At 58.2% G+C, this 16950-nt stretch carries 19 protein-coding genes; 10 read left to right on the top strand and 9 right to left on the bottom strand.

Features of this window, described 5'->3' with window-relative positions:
* The first annotated feature begins 64 nt into the window (after positions 1-64).
* The 4 genes from TRL7639_RS06020 (at position 65) to aat (ending at position 3298) form a co-directional block, all read left to right on the top strand.
* Positions 65-601 (top strand): LuxR C-terminal-related transcriptional regulator, encoded by a 537-nt coding sequence (locus TRL7639_RS06020; RefSeq protein WP_085794844.1) that lies wholly within the window; start codon positions 65-67, stop codon positions 599-601.
* A 148-nt stretch (positions 602-749) separates the two neighbouring features.
* Positions 750-1256: an acetyl-CoA carboxylase biotin carboxyl carrier protein gene (accB, locus tag TRL7639_RS06015; protein WP_085794843.1), complete on the top strand. Its 507-nt coding sequence runs from the start codon at positions 750-752 to the stop codon at positions 1254-1256.
* A 12-nt stretch (positions 1257-1268) separates the two neighbouring features.
* Positions 1269-2618, top strand: a complete 1350-nt coding sequence (accC, locus tag TRL7639_RS06010) for an acetyl-CoA carboxylase biotin carboxylase subunit (protein WP_085794842.1) — start codon at positions 1269-1271, stop codon at positions 2616-2618.
* A 47-nt stretch (positions 2619-2665) separates the two neighbouring features.
* Complete coding sequence (aat, locus tag TRL7639_RS06005) at positions 2666-3298, top strand: leucyl/phenylalanyl-tRNA--protein transferase (protein WP_085794841.1); 633 nt, start codon at positions 2666-2668, stop codon at positions 3296-3298.
* Here the strand turns inward: aat and TRL7639_RS06000 are convergent.
* The 6 genes from TRL7639_RS06000 to TRL7639_RS05975 form a co-directional block, all read right to left on the bottom strand.
* Positions 3253-3621, bottom strand: coding sequence for a DUF2155 domain-containing protein (locus TRL7639_RS06000; protein ID WP_235820268.1), 369 nt, complete (start codon positions 3619-3621; stop codon positions 3253-3255). The genes aat and TRL7639_RS06000 overlap by 46 nt on opposite strands.
* Positions 3618-4073 carry an outer membrane lipid asymmetry maintenance protein MlaD gene (gene mlaD, locus TRL7639_RS05995; RefSeq protein ID WP_085794840.1) on the bottom strand — a complete coding sequence of 152 codons (456 nt, stop codon included), beginning with the start codon at positions 4071-4073 and terminating at the stop codon, positions 3618-3620. The genes TRL7639_RS06000 and mlaD overlap by 4 nt, the downstream gene beginning before the upstream one ends.
* A gap of 13 nt (positions 4074-4086) precedes the next feature.
* On the bottom strand, positions 4087-4470 hold the full coding sequence (locus tag TRL7639_RS05990; RefSeq protein ID WP_085794839.1) for an NADH:ubiquinone oxidoreductase subunit NDUFA12: 384 nt from the start codon (positions 4468-4470) through the stop codon (positions 4087-4089).
* Between the two features lie 78 nt (positions 4471-4548).
* Positions 4549-4914: a RidA family protein gene (locus TRL7639_RS05985; RefSeq protein WP_085796277.1), complete on the bottom strand. Its 366-nt coding sequence runs from the start codon at positions 4912-4914 to the stop codon at positions 4549-4551.
* A 127-nt stretch (positions 4915-5041) separates the two neighbouring features.
* The gene (gene clpX, locus TRL7639_RS05980) at positions 5042-6310 is read right to left on the bottom strand and encodes an ATP-dependent Clp protease ATP-binding subunit ClpX (RefSeq protein ID WP_085794838.1); all 1269 of its coding nucleotides are present in this window, start codon (positions 6308-6310) and stop codon (positions 5042-5044) included.
* A gap of 180 nt (positions 6311-6490) precedes the next feature.
* On the bottom strand, positions 6491-7117 hold the full coding sequence (locus TRL7639_RS05975; protein ID WP_085794837.1) for an ATP-dependent Clp protease proteolytic subunit: 627 nt from the start codon (positions 7115-7117) through the stop codon (positions 6491-6493).
* A 251-nt stretch (positions 7118-7368) separates the two neighbouring features.
* Between TRL7639_RS05975 and TRL7639_RS05970 the strand changes: the two genes are divergently transcribed.
* A complete protein-coding gene (locus tag TRL7639_RS05970; protein WP_085794836.1) occupies positions 7369-8373 on the top strand; it encodes a GlxA family transcriptional regulator in 1005 nt (334 codons plus the stop codon).
* A gap of 428 nt (positions 8374-8801) precedes the next feature.
* Entirely contained in the window at positions 8802-9137 is a 336-nt protein-coding gene (locus TRL7639_RS05965; protein WP_085794835.1) for an ArsR/SmtB family transcription factor, read from the top strand.
* A gap of 53 nt (positions 9138-9190) precedes the next feature.
* Here TRL7639_RS05965 and TRL7639_RS05960 read toward each other — a convergent pair whose 3' ends face one another.
* Positions 9191-10336, bottom strand: coding sequence for a zinc ABC transporter substrate-binding protein (locus TRL7639_RS05960; protein WP_085794834.1), 1146 nt, complete (start codon positions 10334-10336; stop codon positions 9191-9193).
* Positions 10337-10431: 95 nt separating this feature from the next.
* On the opposite strand from TRL7639_RS05960, the gene TRL7639_RS05955 reads away from it, so the two are divergent.
* Genes TRL7639_RS05955 through TRL7639_RS05945 form a run of 3 tightly spaced genes read left to right on the top strand, consistent with a single transcriptional unit; the run spans position 10432 to position 12442 of the window.
* Positions 10432-10908, top strand: a complete 477-nt coding sequence (locus tag TRL7639_RS05955; protein WP_085794833.1) for a Fur family transcriptional regulator — start codon at positions 10432-10434, stop codon at positions 10906-10908.
* The gene (locus TRL7639_RS05950; protein ID WP_085794832.1) at positions 10908-11651 is read left to right on the top strand and encodes an ATP-binding cassette domain-containing protein; all 744 of its coding nucleotides are present in this window, start codon (positions 10908-10910) and stop codon (positions 11649-11651) included. The genes TRL7639_RS05955 and TRL7639_RS05950 overlap by 1 nt, the downstream gene beginning before the upstream one ends.
* On the top strand, positions 11651-12442 hold the full coding sequence (locus TRL7639_RS05945) for a metal ABC transporter permease (RefSeq protein WP_085794831.1): 792 nt from the start codon (positions 11651-11653) through the stop codon (positions 12440-12442). The genes TRL7639_RS05950 and TRL7639_RS05945 overlap by 1 nt, the downstream gene beginning before the upstream one ends.
* Positions 12443-12657: 215 nt before the next feature.
* Here TRL7639_RS05945 and TRL7639_RS05940 read toward each other — a convergent pair whose 3' ends face one another.
* Both TRL7639_RS05940 and lepA read right to left on the bottom strand, forming a co-directional pair.
* Positions 12658-13578 (bottom strand): DUF7946 domain-containing protein, encoded by a 921-nt coding sequence (locus TRL7639_RS05940; protein WP_085794830.1) that lies wholly within the window; start codon positions 13576-13578, stop codon positions 12658-12660.
* A gap of 194 nt (positions 13579-13772) precedes the next feature.
* The gene (lepA, locus tag TRL7639_RS05935) at positions 13773-15587 is read right to left on the bottom strand and encodes a translation elongation factor 4 (RefSeq protein ID WP_085794829.1); all 1815 of its coding nucleotides are present in this window, start codon (positions 15585-15587) and stop codon (positions 13773-13775) included.
* Between lepA and TRL7639_RS05930 the strand changes: the two genes are divergently transcribed.
* Positions 15534-16949, top strand: a complete 1416-nt coding sequence (locus tag TRL7639_RS05930) for a hypothetical protein (RefSeq protein ID WP_133057619.1) — start codon at positions 15534-15536, stop codon at positions 16947-16949. The two genes, lepA and TRL7639_RS05930, sit on opposite strands and share 54 nt — an antisense overlap.
* Position 16950: the final 1 nt, after the last annotated feature.

The raw sequence follows: 16950 nt of genomic DNA, 5'->3' as shown, positions 1-16950 counted from the left end.
GATGACTTTAGGAAAGAGATAGCTTTCCCTTCAATTCCGTAGAAATACCCGGCACTTTAGACCCATGAGCGATCCAGCCTTCGAATATGCACCCATCGGCCTTGTCGAACTTGAGAACCGGATCATCCGGCGCTGCAATCTGCAGTTTTCGATGATGTTCGGCGGGAAGGAGGAGGACTATCGCGATATGCCTCTCTTACACCTTTATCCCAGCCACGAAGACTTTGAGCGCATCGGCGCGCGTGGCCTGCAGGCCATGCAGGAAACCGGGTATTACAGTGACGAACGCATTATGCGCCGCCGCAATGGCGATCTGTTCTGGTGCCGGGCCCGCGGCAAGTCTCTGACGCCCGATGACCCCTTCCGCCACGGGATCTGGAGCTTTTCCGACATCTCCGAGGACCGCCCCGTGATCGAGCTGACCCCGCGCGAACGCGATGTGGCCATCATGACGTGTCGGGGTTTGTCCGCCAAAGAAGTTGGTCTGGAACTGGGCCTGTCTTATCGCACGATCGAGGCGCACCGCGCGCGGCTGTTGGAGAAATTCGGAGCGCGCAAGCTACCCGAACTGGTGGCGAAACTCTCAGGCATGCCTCTTTAGGGGCGGACCTCTCGCATTTTTTGTCCCCACCCCCCATCTACCCCCTTTGTAACGGCGCTTTTCATGGCTGATCGCATGGCCTATAACGCCGGGTAATTTACGCAGCCCGCGCATCAGACGGGCGACAAGGGAACCGTCGAGGACACTCATGAGCGAAACCAAACACGAAGCGGATGTGGCATTCATCAAGGCGCTGGCCGAGCTGCTGCGCGAGAACGATCTGACCGAGCTGGAGGTCATGCGCGAATTCGGCGACGATGACAGCCTGAATGTCCGTGTCAGCCGAGCAACGCCTGCCCCGATCGTGGCCGCAGCCCCCACGCAAGTGGCTGTGCCCGCCGCAGCGGCCCCCGTTGCCGCCCCTGCCGCTGCTCCTGCTGTCGAAGCACCTGCTGCAGCTGGCGAAGATCCGGCCAGCCACCCCGGCGCCGTGACCTCGCCCATGGTGGGCACTGTCTACATGCAGGCAGAACCCGGCGCGCCGTCGTTCATCAGCGTGGGTGCCCAGGTCAGCGAAGGCGACACGCTGCTGATCGTGGAAGCCATGAAAACCATGAACCACATCCACGCGCCCAAGTCGGGCACAGTGAAACGCATCCTTGTCGATGACGGCGCAGCGGTCGAGTTCGGGACGCCCCTGGTCATCGTCGAATAAGGCGGGTTTGGCATGTTTGACAAAATCCTGATTGCCAACCGGGGCGAAATCGCCCTGCGCGTCATCCGCGCCGCCCGCGAGATGGGGATTGCCACGGTTGCCGTGCACTCCACCGCAGACAGCGACGCGATGCATGTACGCATGGCCGACGAATCGGTTTGCATCGGCCCGCCGCCGAGCCCGCAAAGCTATCTGTCGATCCCCGCCATCATCTCGGCCTGCGAGATCACCGGCGCGCAGGCGATCCACCCCGGTTACGGCTTCTTGTCGGAAAACGCGGGCTTCGTGCAGATCGTCGAGGACCACGGCATTACCTTCATCGGTCCGACTGCTGAACATATCCGCGTCATGGGGGACAAGATCACCGCCAAGGACACGATGAAAGAACTGGGCGTGCCTTGTGTGCCCGGATCGGACGGCGGTGTGCCCACGCTCGAAGACGCCAAGCGCATCGGCGAGGAATTCGGCTATCCTGTCATCATCAAGGCCACCGCCGGTGGCGGCGGTCGCGGCATGAAAGTCGCGCACAACGCCGACGAGATGGAAAGCGCCTTTATGACCGCGCGGGCCGAGGGCAAAGCCGCCTTTGGCAACGATGAGGTCTATATCGAGAAATACCTCACCACGCCGCGCCATATCGAGATCCAGGTCTTTGGCGATGGCAAGGGCAACGCCGTGCACCTTGGCGAACGTGACTGCTCGCTGCAGCGCCGTCACCAGAAAGTGTTCGAAGAGGCCCCCGGCCCCTGCATCACCCCCGAAGAGCGCGCCAAGATCGGCAAGATCTGCGCGGATGCGGTTGCGCGCATCAACTATATCGGCGCGGGCACCATCGAGTTCCTCTATGAAAACGGCGAGTTCTATTTCATCGAAATGAACACCCGTTTGCAGGTGGAACACCCGGTGACCGAAGGCATCTTTGGTGTCGATCTGGTGCGCGAACAGATCCGCGTGGCCGCTGGCCTGCCGATGTCATTCGGTCAGGACGATCTGGAGATCAACGGCCACGCCATCGAAGTCCGCATCAACGCCGAGCGTCTGCCGAACTTTGCCCCCTGCCCGGGCAAGATCTCGGCCTATCATGCGCCCGGTGGTTTGGGCGTGCGGATGGATTCGGCTCTCTACAACGGCTACTCGATCCCGCCTTATTACGATTCGCTCATTGGCAAGCTGATCGTTCAGGGACGCGACCGCGATGAGGCCCTGGCTCGTCTGAGTCGCGCTTTGGGAGAGCTGATCGTCGATGGCATCGACACCACGGTGCCCCTGTTCGACGCCCTGCTGCAAGAGCCCGACATTCAAAGCGGTGAGTACAACATCCACTGGCTCGAGCGTTGGCTTGAGGCAAACATGGGGGACTAACCCCGCCGCCGGGCAGGTCCCCCCTGCCCGGCAGTCGAGGCTTGCGCATGACTTTGTCACCGGAATTGCTGCTGCACGCCTACTCCATCGGGATCTTTCCGATGGCCGAGCATCGTGACGACCCCGAGGTGTTCTGGGTCGACCCTAAACTTCGCGGCATCATCCCCTTAGACAGGTTTCACATCTCGCGGTCTCTGGCCCGGCGGATGCGGCGGATGCCTTATTCCATCTCGATCAATCGTGACTTTGCCGGTGTCGTGGATGGTTGTGCGGATCGAGCCGAAACCTGGATCAACGCTGATATTCGCGATCACTATCTGACTTTGCATGAACGCGGCTTTGCGCATTCATTGGAAGTGCGAGACGGAGATACATTGATAGGTGGCGTCTATGGGGTGACCCTTGGAGCCGGGTTCTTTGGCGAGAGCATGTTCTCGCGCCGTACGGACGCCTCGAAGATCGCATTGGCCTATCTGGTGGATCGGCTCAAGCAAACTGGCTTCATGCTTTTTGACACGCAATTCCTGACTGCGCATCTGTCGTCATTGGGTGCGGTGGAAATTTCGCGCGCCCGGTATCATCAATTGCTGGAACAAGCTGTAGAGCAAAGCGCCGATTTCACAGCGCCCATCCCTCAATCGGCCGAAGGCGTGATACAGCGGATCACCCAGACATCATAACGATTGTGGTCCAGCGCATTCAGCGCGGGTGCTGTTGCGATCATCCAGCCGTCAAACAACGCCTGCTGCGCGCCCTGCTCCCAGATCGTCAAAAAAGCAAAGGCATCACCCGTGGGGTTATCCACCGGATACCGACAATCCCCCAACGCGACGTCCAAACCGAATACCTGGGCCGTCTCGCCCTTGCCCAGCTCAACATCAACGGTCTGACCGTTTACCTTGTCCAACCCGCGCAGCATGGCACCGGGCGCCGAGACCACCTGGTCCTGCGCCGACGCGCTGCTCGCCGCCAAAACGGCAGTCAGGACCAACGCGCGAATCACTCGCTGCTCCCGTCGCCGGCGACAAATTTCACCAGCAGGGAAATCAGGCTCACCGCACCTTGGGTATCTTCGATCTCGTCCCCGGCCTCGAAATAAAAGAGCGAGCCGCCCGGCATGACCTCAACGAAATTGCCCCCCAGCAGACCTTCGGACGAGATGACCACGGCACTGTCGTCCGGTATCTCGATACCATTGGCCACACTGAAGGTGGTGTCTGCGCGATAGCTTTCGGGGTTCAGCTCAACACCCGTTACAGTGCCGATCTTCACGCCGGCAAGACGGACATCGGTACCAACCGTCACGCCCTCAAGCGAGCGGAAGGATGCGCCAAGTTCATACCCTGCACTGCCTTGCGACAGCCCTGTGGCTTGGGTGGCGAAAACGCCAAATCCGATGGCCGCGGCCAGAACCACGCCCCCGACCAAAATTTCGGCGGTACTGTGTGTGGACATAACGGTCCTCTTGTTACTCTGGGCTCCAGGCCTCGTAATCGCGACGCTCCACCGGTTCTGCCCGGCGCAGCGACCCTGCGGGTGCATAGGCCAAGGCGCTGCCGGTCAGGTTCTCCTGATGCGGCTTTTCCCAGTCCTTGTGAACCAGCGGCTTGTCGGTCGGTGGCTCATCCCAGGTGCGGTGCAGCCAGCCATGCCAGTTCGGATCCACGCGGCTGGCCTCGGCCTCGCCATTGAAGATGACCCAGCGTTTACTGTCGTCGGCCGTTCGATAGAACACATTGCCCTGATCGTCTTCCCCCACCTTGACCCCTTTGCGCGAGGTATAGATGCGGGTGTTCAGCGTCGATCCGTTCCACCAGGTCACGGCGCTCAGCAAGGTGTTGAGAATGCCCATCGGCTACTCCTTGATCCGTTGGTCGAAGTTATGGCGAATTCACCGCCCAAGGTCCAGACCCCTGCGGTGATACGCCCCTTACACTTGGGGCGCCAGGGCGGTGACTTCGATCTCGATGCGAAATTTCGGGTCGATCAGGTTGCATTCGATCATCGTGGCTGCGGGCGGATTGTCGCCAAAGGTCTCGCGAAGGATCGGCCAGCAGGGTTCGAACTCGTGCCGGTCGGGCAGCATGTATGTGACTCGCACCACATCAGCAAAAGACGCACCCGCTTTTTCCAACGCACTGCCGATGACCTCGAGTGCAGACCGACACTGGCTGACCACATCGTCGCCCTGCCCCACGGTGCCCGCCACATGCACGAATCCACCGGCCACTACCGCACGGCAATAACCAACCTTGGCTTCAAACTCGCTACCAGTCGAAATACGCGTGATGCCCATCATCTTCCCTTTGCCTCAAATATCCCGGGGGAGTCGCGCAGCGACGGGGGCAGAGCCCCCTCCCCATTCAACCAACAAAAAACGGCGCGATGGGTTTCGCGCCGTTCCGATTTCAATTTACCGATCCTCAACCCGCCGAAGCCGGCTCTTTCTCTGCGTCCGCGTGGATCATAAGCGGCTGCGCGTCCGAGGTCACCGCCTCTTCGTTCACGACCACCTTGGTCACGCTGTCCAGACCCGGCAGCTCGAACATGGTGTCGAGCAGGATGTCTTCGAGGATCGAGCGCAGGCCACGCGCACCGGTCTTGCGTTCGATTGCACGCTTGGCGATCGATTTCAGCGCATCGTCGGTAAAGTCCAGCTCGGTCTCTTCCAGCTCGAACAGGCGCTGGTACTGTTTGACCAGGGCGTTCTTGGGCTGGGTCAGGATGGTAACAAGAGCATCCTCGTCCAGATCTTCAAGCGTTGCCAGAACAGGCAGGCGGCCGACGAATTCCGGAATCAGACCGAATCTCAGCAGGTCTTCAGGTTCCAGATCGGTAAAGATCTCGCCCACGCCACGTTCGTCGTTGTCCCGCACATCGGCACCAAAGCCCATTGCCGAGCCTTTGCCGCGCTGCGCGATGATCTTGTCGAGGCCCGCAAAGGCACCGCCACAGATGAACAGGATATTGGTGGTGTCCACCTGCAGGAATTCCTGCTGCGGATGCTTGCGGCCACCCTGTGGCGGAACGGAGGCCACGGTGCCTTCCATCAGCTTCAGCAGCGCCTGCTGCACACCCTCGCCCGATACATCGCGCGTGATCGAGGGGTTTTCCGACTTGCGGGTGATCTTGTCGACCTCGTCGATATAGACGATGCCGCGTTGTGCTCGCTCGACGTTGTATTCGCTGGCCTGCAGCAGTTTGAGGATGATGTTCTCGACATCCTCGCCCACGTAACCGGCTTCGGTCAGAGTGGTGGCATCCGCCATTGTGAATGGAACATCCAGAATGCGTGCCAGCGTCTGCGCCAGCAATGTCTTACCGCAGCCCGTGGGGCCGATCAGCAGGATGTTCGATTTCGCCAGCTCGATATCCCCGCCCGCTTTCTGGGCGTGATTGAGACGCTTGTAATGGTTGTGGACGGCGACCGACAGAACACGTTTGGCCATGGCCTGGCCAATGACATAGTCATCCAGAACTTCGCAGATGTCCTTGGGCGTCGGTACACCGTCCGAGGCTTTCAGACCGCTGGCCTTGGTTTCCTCGCGGATGATGTCCATGCACAACTCGACGCATTCATCACAAATGAATACGGTCGGGCCTGCGATCAGCTTGCGCACCTCATGCTGGCTCTTGCCGCAGAAGCTGCAGTAGAGGGTGTTCTTGCTATCACCGCCGGAATTTGTCGCCATGGTCTACCTTTCGGTCTCGTCTTAACCGTGCTGTCTAAGCCGTCTGTCGTACTGCCCCTGTCACCAGAGACTCTGCTGCCGTAGTTCGTTCGGTCAGCTTAGGCCAGTGCCGTGACCTCTACAATCGCAAAACGCATCCCCGGAGCTCACGACCCAGGGAGGCGCCTGTTAACGTAATATTTACGCCTCTTCGCCCTTGGGACGGCTCTCGACAATCTCATCGATGTGGCCCCAATCCTTGGCCTCTTCCGGGCTCATGAAGTTGTCACGGTCCAGGGCCTTTTCGATGGTCTTTTTCGATTGACCGGTGTGTTTGACATAGATGTCATAGAGGCGGTCTTTCAGCTTCTGAGTTTCGGCAGCGTGGATCATGATGTCGCTGGCCTGCCCCTGATAGCCGCCGCTCGGCTGGTGCACCATGATGCGGCTGTTGGGCAGCGAGAAACGCATGCCTTTTTCACCACCTGCCAGTAGAACCGAACCCATCGACGCCGCCTGACCGATCACCAGGGTCGAGCATTTCGGCTTGATGTACTGCATGGTGTCATAGATCGACAGGCCGCTCGTCACCACGCCGCCCGGGCTGTTGATGTAGATCGAAATCTCTTTAGAGGGGTTCTCGGCCTCTAGGTGCAGCAGCTGCGCCACGATCAGATGGCTCATGCCGTCATGAATCGGGCCATTGATGAAAATGATCCGCTCCTTCAGCAGGCGCGAGAAAATGTCGTACGCACGTTCGCCCCGGCTGGTCTGTTCAACGACCATCGGGACAAGCGTGTTCATGTAGGTATCAACTGGATCGAACATATGGGACCTGCCTGCTTTTTTGCGATTGCTCGGGACGCTACCCGACTAAGGTTACCTGAGTCTTAGTATCGCCGCTTGGGGGCTGCAAGGGCTGCGGCTCGAATTCATGGATCAGTCTGCCCTTGTCGCAATGTTGTTCTTGTGTGTCGCACGGTTGACCCTACGCCCCTACGCCCGCAAGATATATCCCTCTCGTCCGCAACACAGGAGCTTGCCGCCACGGGTTTTCCAACCGTCGTCGGCCATGACACATGTCCCGCGATCCATTTGTCCAAAAAGGCGCCTCAGCCAATCTGCCAATGCATTTTGACGGGACGCCGCAGAATTTTTGCTTCGTCCTGCTTCCCAAGGCGACAATGCTTGCCCTTGCGGCCGCGATCGAACCCCTTCGGATCGCCAATCAGCTGACCAAATCGCAGCTGTACACTTGGCACACAGTCACAGAAGACGGCGAACCCATCACCTGCTCCAACGGGCTTACCATCACACCAGGCGGCCCTTTGGCGCCGCTGGAAAGCGACACCATAGGATTTGTCTGCGCAGGCGTAGAGCCCGAAAAGTCCACATCGCCAGCTGTGTTGAATTGGCTGCGGCGCGAATATCGGTTTGGCCGTTCGTTGGGGGGAATTTGCACCGGCACTTTTGCGCTGGCACACGCGGGTTTGCTCAAAGATCGCAAATTTACGCTCCATTGGGAAAACCAACCCGGCTTTGTCGAGACGTTTCCTGCGCTCAGCCCATCCCCGAATATCTTTGAGACAGACGGGCGGATTACCACCTGCGGCGGCGGCAACACCTCGATCGACATGATGCTGGCCCTGATGGAACGACGACACGGCCCCGAATTGGCCATCATGGTGGCGGATATGTGCATCCACATGCGGTCCGGCACCAAATCGCCTCAACGCTCGGCCCATTCAGTTGCCATCGGCAGCCGCAATCCGGCCCTGCTGCGTGCCATCGGATTGATGGAACAGGCGCTGGAAGAACCGCTGTCCAATCCCGAGCTTTGTGACGGCCTGAATATCTCGCGTCGACAACTGGAGCGGTTGTTCAAGAAATACCTGGGCCAAGGACCGATGGCCTACTATCTGGACCTGCGAATTTCCCGCGCTTTCACCTATCTGAACGAAACCAACATGACCGTGGCCGAAGTCGCAGCCGCCACGGGGTTTGCCAACACAAGCCATCTGTCACGGCAGTTTCGAGCCAAATACGGCGACTCGCCCCACTCCTTCCGCAAGGCTTGGTCATAGGGGCTGTCGCCCCCTTCCAATCCCAATGATCCCGACCGGATTGTTGACCCATTCACGCCACGGTGACCCAACGTCAACTTTTCCCCCTTGCCTGAGTACCCACAACATGAATCGCGGATCGGTTGCGCCAATTGACGTGATACATCCCGTGATCGGATCAAATTCGCAAATTCAAACAGATAGATTTTTACCTAAGATCACAGACTTGCTCATTCAGTTTCACGATGAAACTTCGCGTTCTCCGCACTCGGGATGCGGATCAACAATGCACGCTAAAGTAATGTATACACGAGAACTTGTACGATCATAACCGACAGGATTGTAGATTTGCTTGGACAAATGCGGTATGCGACCGCACCTATCGAAGCGAAACAAGGAATGGATCGCGATACAAGACCCCGACCCTGTCGGGAACAAGGACTGAAAAAATGGCTCTCCCACAATTTTCCAGCCAAATGGACGTAGAAGAACTCGACAGCATGGTCGAGAACGCAACCAAAGCGTCGAACTTTCTCAAGGCGATCAGCCACGAAGGTCGATTGATGATCCTGTGTCATCTGGTGACCGGTGAGAAATCGGTGACCGAGCTTGAAAACCTGCTCTCAGCTCGTCAGGCTGCCGTGTCTCAGCAGCTGTCCCGTTTGCGCCTTGAAGGCCTGGTAACGCCCCGCCGCGAAGGCAAGGCAATATACTACAGCTTGGCGGACGAACGGCCGCGCCGCATCTTGGAAGTTGTCTACGATCTGTTTTGTGACAACAAGTAAATCACGGGCAGACCTTTCTAAAATCCTTTGGTCCGCCCGTGTTCAACCTCAAGTCAGTTCGCGCAAGCCGCGAACTCGTCCGCCATGGCCGCGATGAGTTGACCATAAAGCCCGGCGCCGATGCTCAACGTGCTGCCAAGCGGATCAATCACCCGGATTTCCACTTCACCGGTCTCGGTCGCCGCTTCGAGCAGGCGCGGGTCATATTGCGGCTCGGCATAGGCGCAGGTCACACCCAGATCAACGATCCGGTCTCGCAGGGCCGCAACACGGGCTGGGCTGGGATCGCTGGCATCACCCAAGGCAATCGTCCCCGCGATCTTTAGATCAAACCGGCTTTCGAAATATTGAAAGGCATCGTGGAAAGCGACATAGGGCTGATCTGACAGCCCAGCCATCTGCTCAGCGAGTTCCGCTTCTTGCGCCTTGAGCACTTCGACCGCGGCCTTGGCATTCAACAGGTAGACCTCTGCGTTTTCGGCATCCAATTCAGCCAAACGCTCGGCAATGGCAAGAACCCAGACCTGCGCGTTCTGCGGGTCCAACCAAGCGTGCGGATCCAACCCTTCATGATGGTCATGGCCATGGTCGTCAGATTCAGCATGATCCTCATCTGCGCCATGATCATCGTGCTTCTCATGATCATCGTGTTCTGCATGGTCGTCATCGTGCTTGTCATGATTATCATGCTCTGCATGGTCGTCATCGTGCTTGTCATGATCATCATGCTCTGCATGGTCATCATCGTGCTTGTCATGATTATCATGCTCTGCATCGTCATCATCGTGCCCGTCGTGATCATCGCCTTCGGCATGGGCGTCGCCATGCTTGTCGTGATCATCTTCGTCCAGATCACGATACTCCAGCTGCAGCGTGCCTGGAACCTCAAGAAGCTCGAGCTTCGCCGCACCTTCAGAAAGCGACGACAGCGGCTTTTCGAACCATGGGGTCAACTCGGGGCCAACCCACACAACCAGATCCGCATTCTGCAATGCTCGGGCCTCGGAAGGGCGCATCGAGTATCCATGCGGCGATGCCCCTTGGCGAACAATCAGCGATGGTTCGCCCACTGTATTCATGACTTGCGAGACAAGGCTGTGGATCGGCGCAATATCCGTGGCCACCTTTGGCGGTTCGGCAAATGCCGCAACCGATAGTGCAGACAATGAAACGGCAGACAGCGCGAAGGTGCGAAGCATGAGAGCCTCCAACGTTATAGTGTAACAATTGTTGCGCTTGTTAGTCCGGACGTTATAACATATCAAGCAACAAAATCCCCGGCAGGATAAAAAACATGAGCACAATTGGCTTCTCAGAGCATGATCACGATCGCTGTATCGACACCGCCCTGTCCGAGGCTGAATCCCATTGCGCCCGGAACAAGCTGCAGTTTACCGCCGTCCGGCGCCGCGTGCTGGAGATCCTGTTGAACAAGCATCAGGCTATGGGTGCCTATGACATTCTGGCCATTCTCGCGGACGAGGGGCTGGGGTCGCAGCCTCCTGTGGCGTATCGCGCGCTGGATTTCCTGGTGCAAAACGGATTCGTTCACCGGATCGAGCGCCTGAACGCCTATACCGCTTGCGCCCATCCCAACCACGACCATGTACCGGCCTTTTTGATCTGCCGCGAATGCAAGGCCGTGGCCGAAGCCGACACCGAAGTCTCTCAAGGCAGCCTGAGTGACGCAGCCAAAACCACAGGGTTCACAATCGAAAAGATTGTGGTCGAGGCCGAGGGCATCTGCCCGGCCTGTGCCGGAGCTGCGTGATGACGACGCCGTTGATTGAAACCAAGGGGCTGAACGTCCGGCTGGGTGGGCGAACGGTGCTGCACGACGTCAGCGTGCAGATCGCGCGCGGTGAGATTGTCACTATCGTTGGCCCCAACGGGTCTGGCAAATCCACCTTTCTGCGCACGCTGATTGGTGCGCAGGTGCCGACCTCGGGCCGGGTAACGCGCGCGGACGGGCTGCGCATCGGCTATGTGCCGCAGAAACTCGCCATCGATGCCTCGCTGCCCATGACCGTGCAGCGTTTCTTGGGCTTGCCAAAGCGTATCTCTGTATCCAAAGCCCGCGACGCCCTGGAACACGCGGGTGCGCCGGGGCTAGAAAACCGGCAGATGTCGCAGCTGTCTGGCGGACAATTCCAGCGTGTCCTTCTCGCACGCGCGCTGCTGGAAACCCCGGACCTGCTGTTGCTGGATGAGGCCACGCAGGGGCTGGACCAGCCCGGATCGGCTGCGTTCTATCGCCAGATCGAAGAGGTGCGCCAGTCGCTCGGCTGCGCCGTGGTGATGGTAAGCCACGACCTGCATGTGGTCATGGCCGCCTCGGACCGGGTGCTGTGCATGAATGGCCACGTCTGCTGCGAAGGCACGCCCGAGGTGGTGGCCGAAGCGCCGGAATACCGCGCGCTCTTTGGTACCGGCACCCAGGGCGCGCTGGCGCTGTATCGCCACCAGCACACGCATTCCCACGACCACTCAACAGAACATGGGCATTCCCACTGATGCTTGACGATTTCATGGTCCGCGCCGCGCTTGCTGGCGTTGGCGTAGCTTTGGCCGCCGCCCCCATGGGCTGTTTCGTGGTGTGGCGCCGGATGGCCTATTTCGGCGAGGCCACGGCCCATGCCGCCGTTCTGGGGGTGGCCCTGGCGCTGTCCTTCTCGCTGCCGATCCTGCCTGCGGTGATTGTCGCCGCGCTTGCCATGTCCTCTGCCGTGACCGCCCTGCGGGGGAGAGGGTATGCGATGGACACGCTGCTTGGCGTGATGGCCCACAGCGCGCTTGCGGTGGGGCTGGTGGCCGTGGCGATGCTGTCCAATGTCAGGCTTGATTTGATGGCGTTTCTGTTTGGCGACATCCTGGCCGTGAACCGCATGGACCTGGCGACCATCTGGCTGGGGGGGCTTGGCGTGGCCGGTCTGATCCTGTGGCGCTGGTCGGCGCTGCTCCTGTCGACGCTCAACCCCGACCTTGCGCGCGCATCCGGCATTGATCCCCGGCGAGAGGAGGTCTGGCTGACGCTGGCACTGGCGCTGATGGTGGCCGTTGCGATCAAGGTGGTGGGCGTGCTGCTGATCGCCGCGATGCTAGTGATCCCGGCCGCGGCCGCACGGCCCCTTGTGCGCACCCCCGAAGCCATGGCCGTCACCGCCGCCGTGATCGGCGCGCTGTCGGCCCTGGGCGGGCTCTATGGCGCTTATTGGTTCGACACCCCCGCAGGCCCCAGCATCGTCTGCGGCGCCTCACTGGCCTTTGTGGTAACAACCGTGGTGGGGAGTGTGGTGCGGCGGTGAGGTACTGTACCCTCCCCCTTTGCCACAACATCATCAAACCTTGAAAACCCCAAGCATCACCGTTGCCGTCACTCACTGAGGGCCGCGCCGACCCGGGGGCGGGGCGCAATCGCGCCGCCCATGGGGCGGGTCGGCGCGGCCCGGCGGTCCCGCCGGGCAAACTTCACTTGCGCTCACACTTTAACAAGCCCTAGGCCAAGCAAATCTGCGTACTATTATTCCAAAACACTGTCATCGTCGGTGCCATCCTCGAGCTGACGCGAAGCATTAGTAACATCTGGGATTTGCCCCACTTCCAGCTCATCAAAATCTTTAGCCGCCGCAAATACCTTTAGTCGCTTTTGACGTCCATCTGGGGCATCCACCGAAGTGAATGCGCACACCGCTTCCATATTCTCATCAAATTTTCCCTTTTGACGAAGAGCGTAAGCGCTTGCCGCTTCCACAATTACAGTCAAAGATTGCCTGTCAGCCTCAGCTAACAAGTCGAATGTAAACGCTTGCTCTTTTTCCAGATCAAACAAACGTCCTGTGCGGTTTCGACCATCAAAACTCGTAACCAAGAAACGCTGAGAGCGCGTTTCATCATTGAAAACGCTCTCGTACATATACTCTTTACTTTCAGAATCTAGGTTGATCTGATTTCCGTCCCCATAAACGAATATGTTAACATTTTGTGAACCATGATTGATAACTGAGTGAGCTCTGCGTACGGAGGGCTCAGTAGCTTGGATCAGCGCTCCCAAGTCGCCAGCATTGATCCTCCCGTCATCTTCTGCTTCTTCAATCTCAGCCGCTCCAGCCAAACCGGTTGCTCGCTTGAACACTGTTTCGATCAATTTCCAGGAAGCATTAGCCAACCCGGAGCCATATGCTTCCATCAAGTATGGCGCAAGCTGAGAAAACTCAAAAACAAATTCGTAAGACCCAGGTCGTGTCGTTCGTAGATTTAAAACAAGATCTAGATCTTTGAAATTTCTGCGTCGAATTTCTCCATTCTGCGCATAGTGTAGGACCATCATCAATGCTTGAGAAATCGCATGAGCACTATCTAGAGCCGTAAACGCCGGAACAAGATGGTCATCGCTTTGATCTCCGGTAAGCGAAACCACCAGTTCAACTGCCTTATCTTCCATCCAAATTATACCTTTAGGAACTGAAAACAATCACAGCTCAACTTATAGGCAATTTACAGTTAGTAAAGCCCTCGGTATATGGAACCTTCTGCATAGTCCAACCGTTGTGGAACTAGGGGAAGCAGCACACCTATTTAGACAACGTCCAATGCGCCCGCCTAAGAAGTGTAGATTACGCCAAAAAGGAGAGGCAATTAGCTATCCATCTTCAAAGCCGAGATAAACGCCTCCTGAGGAATATCAACCTTCCCGAACTGGCGCATCTTCTTTTTACCCGCCTTCTGCTTCTCCAGCAGTTTCTTCTTCCGGGTCGCGTCGCCGCCGTAGCATTTCGCCGTCACGTCCTTGCGCAGCGCGGATAGGGTTTCGCGCGCGATGACCTTGCCGCCGATGGCCGCCTGGATCGGGATTTTGAACATGTGGCGGGGGATCAGGTCCTTGAGCTTTTCGCACATCGCCCGGCCCCGCATCTCGGCCCGGTCGCGGTGGACCATCATCGACAGCGCGTCGACCGGCTCGTCATTCACCAGCACCGACATCTTGACCAGATTGTCCTCGCGATACCCGGTCATCTGATAGTCGAACGAGGCATAGCCCTTGGTCACCGATTTCAGGCGGTCGTAGAAGTCGAACACCACCTCGTTCAGCGGCAGGTCATAGACCACCATCGCGCGGGAGCCGGCATATGTCAGATCCTCTTGGATGCCGCGGCGGTCCTGGCACAGTTTCAGCACGTCGCCCAGGTATTCATCCGGCACCAGGATCGTAGCCTTGATGCGCGGTTCCTGGATGTGGTCGACCTTGGAGGGATCGGGCATGTCGGCGGGGTTGTGCAGCTCGATCATCTCGCCGGGTTCGCCGTCTTTGCCTTTCATGAAGACGTTGTAGACCACGGAGGGCGCGGTGGTGATCAGCTCGATGTTGTATTCACGCTCGATCCGGTCGCGGATGACCTCAAGGTGCAGAAGGCCCAGGAAACCACAGCGGAAGCCAAAGCCAAGCGCGGCCGAGGTTTCCATCTCAAAGCTGAAAGAGGCGTCGTTGAGCGCCAGTTTCTCGATCGCGTCGCGCAGATCCTCGAACTCGGCACTGTCCACCGGGAAGAGGCCACAGAACACAACCGGCTGCGCGGGTTTGAAGCCGTCAAGCGCGTCTTCGGTGCCGTTGCGGTCGTTGGTGATGGTGTCGCCCACGCGGGTGTCGCGCACCTGTTTGATCGAGGCGGTCAGAAAGCCGATCTCGCCGGGGCCGAGGCTGTCGACCATCTGCATTTCCGGGCGGAAGACGCCGACGCGGTCGACGTGGTGCAGGGTGCCGTTCGACATGAACTTGACCCGCATGCCCTTTTTCAAAGTGCCGTCCATGATGCGGACCAGGACGATCACGCCGAGATAGGCGTCGTACCAAGAGTCCACCAGCATCGCCTTGAGCGGCGCATCAAGCGTGCCCTGTGGTGCGGGCAATTGGGTCACGATGGCTTCGAGCGTCTCATGAATGCCCACGCCGGTCTTGGCACTGACCTGAATGGCGTCGGTCGCGTCGATGCCGATCACATCCTCGATCTGTTCGGCCACGCGGTCACAGTCGGACGCAGGCAGGTCGATCTTGTTGAGAACCGGCACGATCTCATGATCGGCATCAATCGCCTGATAGACATTCGCCAGCGTCTGCGCCTCGACGCCCTGCGTCGAGTCCACGACCAGCAGCGAGCCCTCAACCGCGCGCATGGAGCGGGAGACCTCATAGGCAAAGTCGACGTGACCGGGGGTGTCGATCAGGTTCAGGACATAGGCCTCACCATTGTCGGCGGTGTAATCGATGCGGACCGTATTGGCCTTGATCGTGATGCCTCGCTCGCGTTCGATGTCCATGGCATCGAGCAACTGCTCCTTCATGTCGCGATCCTTGACGGTGCCGGTCTCCTGGATGAGCCGGTCAGCAAGGGTGGATTTGCCATGGTCGATGTGCGCGACGATGGAGAAATTGCGGATATGAGCGAGGTCTGTCATGGCTTGGGGATATGGTTGGGAATCGCGAGTTGGTCAAGCATGGAAGATGTCGAGCTACCCGATATTCCAGATATGCCTAGCGTCCAGGCAGCAGATGCGTTCGCAAGTGTCGTCACTCGCGACATCTTAAGGGCATTGCCGCTCCTACCAAACGCCTTCGACTTTGATCATTTGGGCTGGGAGTTTTTTACTCAGGTTAGTCAACTGAGATTTACCCACAGCTTGGTTTGTGCCGTGAAACTAGGCACAGCGGAACTTCATCAAGCAGTCAATCAGGCCGCTCACGCGGGAAACAAGCATCCTACCGGCCCGAGCAAGGAGGCATTCGTTTCAGTTGCGGAGCTTTGTAGCTCAATCGTTCCAAGTGTCAGATATGGCGTCAACGTATCCGTCGAACTAAGGAAGCTGTTGCGTCGCCTAGATGAGCAAAGGAGCCTTCGCGAAGCGCAATTGAGACAAGTATTTTTGCTTCAAGACTTGGACAATTTTCAAGAAGTATCATTGGATAGGCCACTGTTCCCCTCAAACCAACAGCAATTCAGCACCAATGAAGTGCTAAGTCGCGTGCAATCGATGATTGAAAACCTTCGGAATAACCCGTTGGTCAGCGACTATTGGACCGACTGGTACACAGGATTCGTCGAAGGCTCCCCTCTCGACCGGGAACTCCAACGCCGCGTCGCGTTGATTGATGACACCATCTGGAACGCAGGCCCCGAAGCCGTTGCTGCCGAAATCGAAAAGATCAGGGAGGAATACCAGCGCACCGTCACGCCCCCGCCTCAACGCTTCCCTGAGTTGGAGCCAAACTCGACCAAAAGACTGATCACCAACGCGGCTACAATCTCCCCAGCCCTCTCAGGCCTGTCGTTCCAAATCGAAAACGCGCAAGCGCAGTTTCATCAGTTTGGTTACAACCAGATCCCTGACACCTTCCTCCCGCTGGTCGAACTGCCCGCCCTTCTCAACAACATTTCATCCAAATTAGACACCCCCGCCCCAAACACGGACGTCGAGGATGCTCTGCGCGCCGAGGTGGGGCTGCTCAATGCCAAGGTCATCGCGCTTGAGGCTGCGCTGGAAGAGGCCCTGCGGAACAAGGCCACGTCGTTCAAGGGCACCCTAAAAGAGCACGTCGCCAAAAGTCTTGGCGATTGGAAACTCTATGCGGCCATTGTCAGTGGCCTGTTCCTTTTGTCCGGCGATGACCTGACACTTAAGGAAAGAGGTGAAAATCTCTTGAAGAAGCGCGAGCAGCTGTTTGGGGATGTCGACCCGTCACCAGCCGCGCAAAGCCTCTTTGCAAAGGTCCAGCACGCCAAAGATAGCAAAAAGGACAGGCGTAATTGGACGGGCGGATGAC

Origin of the sequence: Falsiruegeria litorea R37, assembly GCF_900172225.1 — a bacterium.
In the GTDB taxonomy this organism is placed as follows: domain Bacteria; phylum Pseudomonadota; class Alphaproteobacteria; order Rhodobacterales; family Rhodobacteraceae; genus Falsiruegeria; species Falsiruegeria litorea.
The sequence above is the reverse complement of the archived record's forward strand: the minus strand, read 5'-3'. Positions and strand labels throughout refer to the sequence as shown.

Excerpts from the sequence above, each read along its gene's own strand:
- TRL7639_RS05990 (WP_085794839.1), bottom strand. The coding sequence starts at position 4,470 with ATGGGCATTCTCAACACCTTGCTGAGCGCCGTGACCTGGTGGAACGGA.
- TRL7639_RS06020 (WP_085794844.1), top strand. The coding sequence starts at position 65 with ATGAGCGATCCAGCCTTCGAATATGCACCCATCGGCCTTGTCGAACTT.
- mlaD (WP_085794840.1), bottom strand. The coding sequence starts at position 4,073 with ATGTCCACACACAGTACCGCCGAAATTTTGGTCGGGGGCGTGGTTCTG.
- TRL7639_RS05945 (WP_085794831.1), top strand. The coding sequence starts at position 11,651 with ATGCTTGACGATTTCATGGTCCGCGCCGCGCTTGCTGGCGTTGGCGTA.
- TRL7639_RS05985 (WP_085796277.1), bottom strand. The coding sequence starts at position 4,914 with ATGGGCATCACGCGTATTTCGACTGGTAGCGAGTTTGAAGCCAAGGTT.
- accC (WP_085794842.1), top strand. The coding sequence starts at position 1,269 with ATGTTTGACAAAATCCTGATTGCCAACCGGGGCGAAATCGCCCTGCGC.
- TRL7639_RS05960 (WP_085794834.1), bottom strand. The coding sequence starts at position 10,336 with ATGCTTCGCACCTTCGCGCTGTCTGCCGTTTCATTGTCTGCACTATCG.
- accB (WP_085794843.1), top strand. The coding sequence starts at position 750 with ATGAGCGAAACCAAACACGAAGCGGATGTGGCATTCATCAAGGCGCTG.
- TRL7639_RS05970 (WP_085794836.1), top strand. The coding sequence starts at position 7,369 with ATGTCCCGCGATCCATTTGTCCAAAAAGGCGCCTCAGCCAATCTGCCA.
- TRL7639_RS05930 (WP_133057619.1), top strand. The coding sequence starts at position 15,534 with ATGGTCGATGTGCGCGACGATGGAGAAATTGCGGATATGAGCGAGGTC.
- TRL7639_RS05975 (WP_085794837.1), bottom strand. The coding sequence starts at position 7,117 with ATGTTCGATCCAGTTGATACCTACATGAACACGCTTGTCCCGATGGTC.
- TRL7639_RS05965 (WP_085794835.1), top strand. The coding sequence starts at position 8,802 with ATGGCTCTCCCACAATTTTCCAGCCAAATGGACGTAGAAGAACTCGAC.
- TRL7639_RS05955 (WP_085794833.1), top strand. The coding sequence starts at position 10,432 with ATGAGCACAATTGGCTTCTCAGAGCATGATCACGATCGCTGTATCGAC.
- TRL7639_RS05950 (WP_085794832.1), top strand. The coding sequence starts at position 10,908 with ATGACGACGCCGTTGATTGAAACCAAGGGGCTGAACGTCCGGCTGGGT.
- lepA (WP_085794829.1), bottom strand. The coding sequence starts at position 15,587 with ATGACAGACCTCGCTCATATCCGCAATTTCTCCATCGTCGCGCACATC.
- clpX (WP_085794838.1), bottom strand. The coding sequence starts at position 6,310 with ATGGCGACAAATTCCGGCGGTGATAGCAAGAACACCCTCTACTGCAGC.
- TRL7639_RS05940 (WP_085794830.1), bottom strand. The coding sequence starts at position 13,578 with ATGGAAGATAAGGCAGTTGAACTGGTGGTTTCGCTTACCGGAGATCAA.
- aat (WP_085794841.1), top strand. The coding sequence starts at position 2,666 with ATGACTTTGTCACCGGAATTGCTGCTGCACGCCTACTCCATCGGGATC.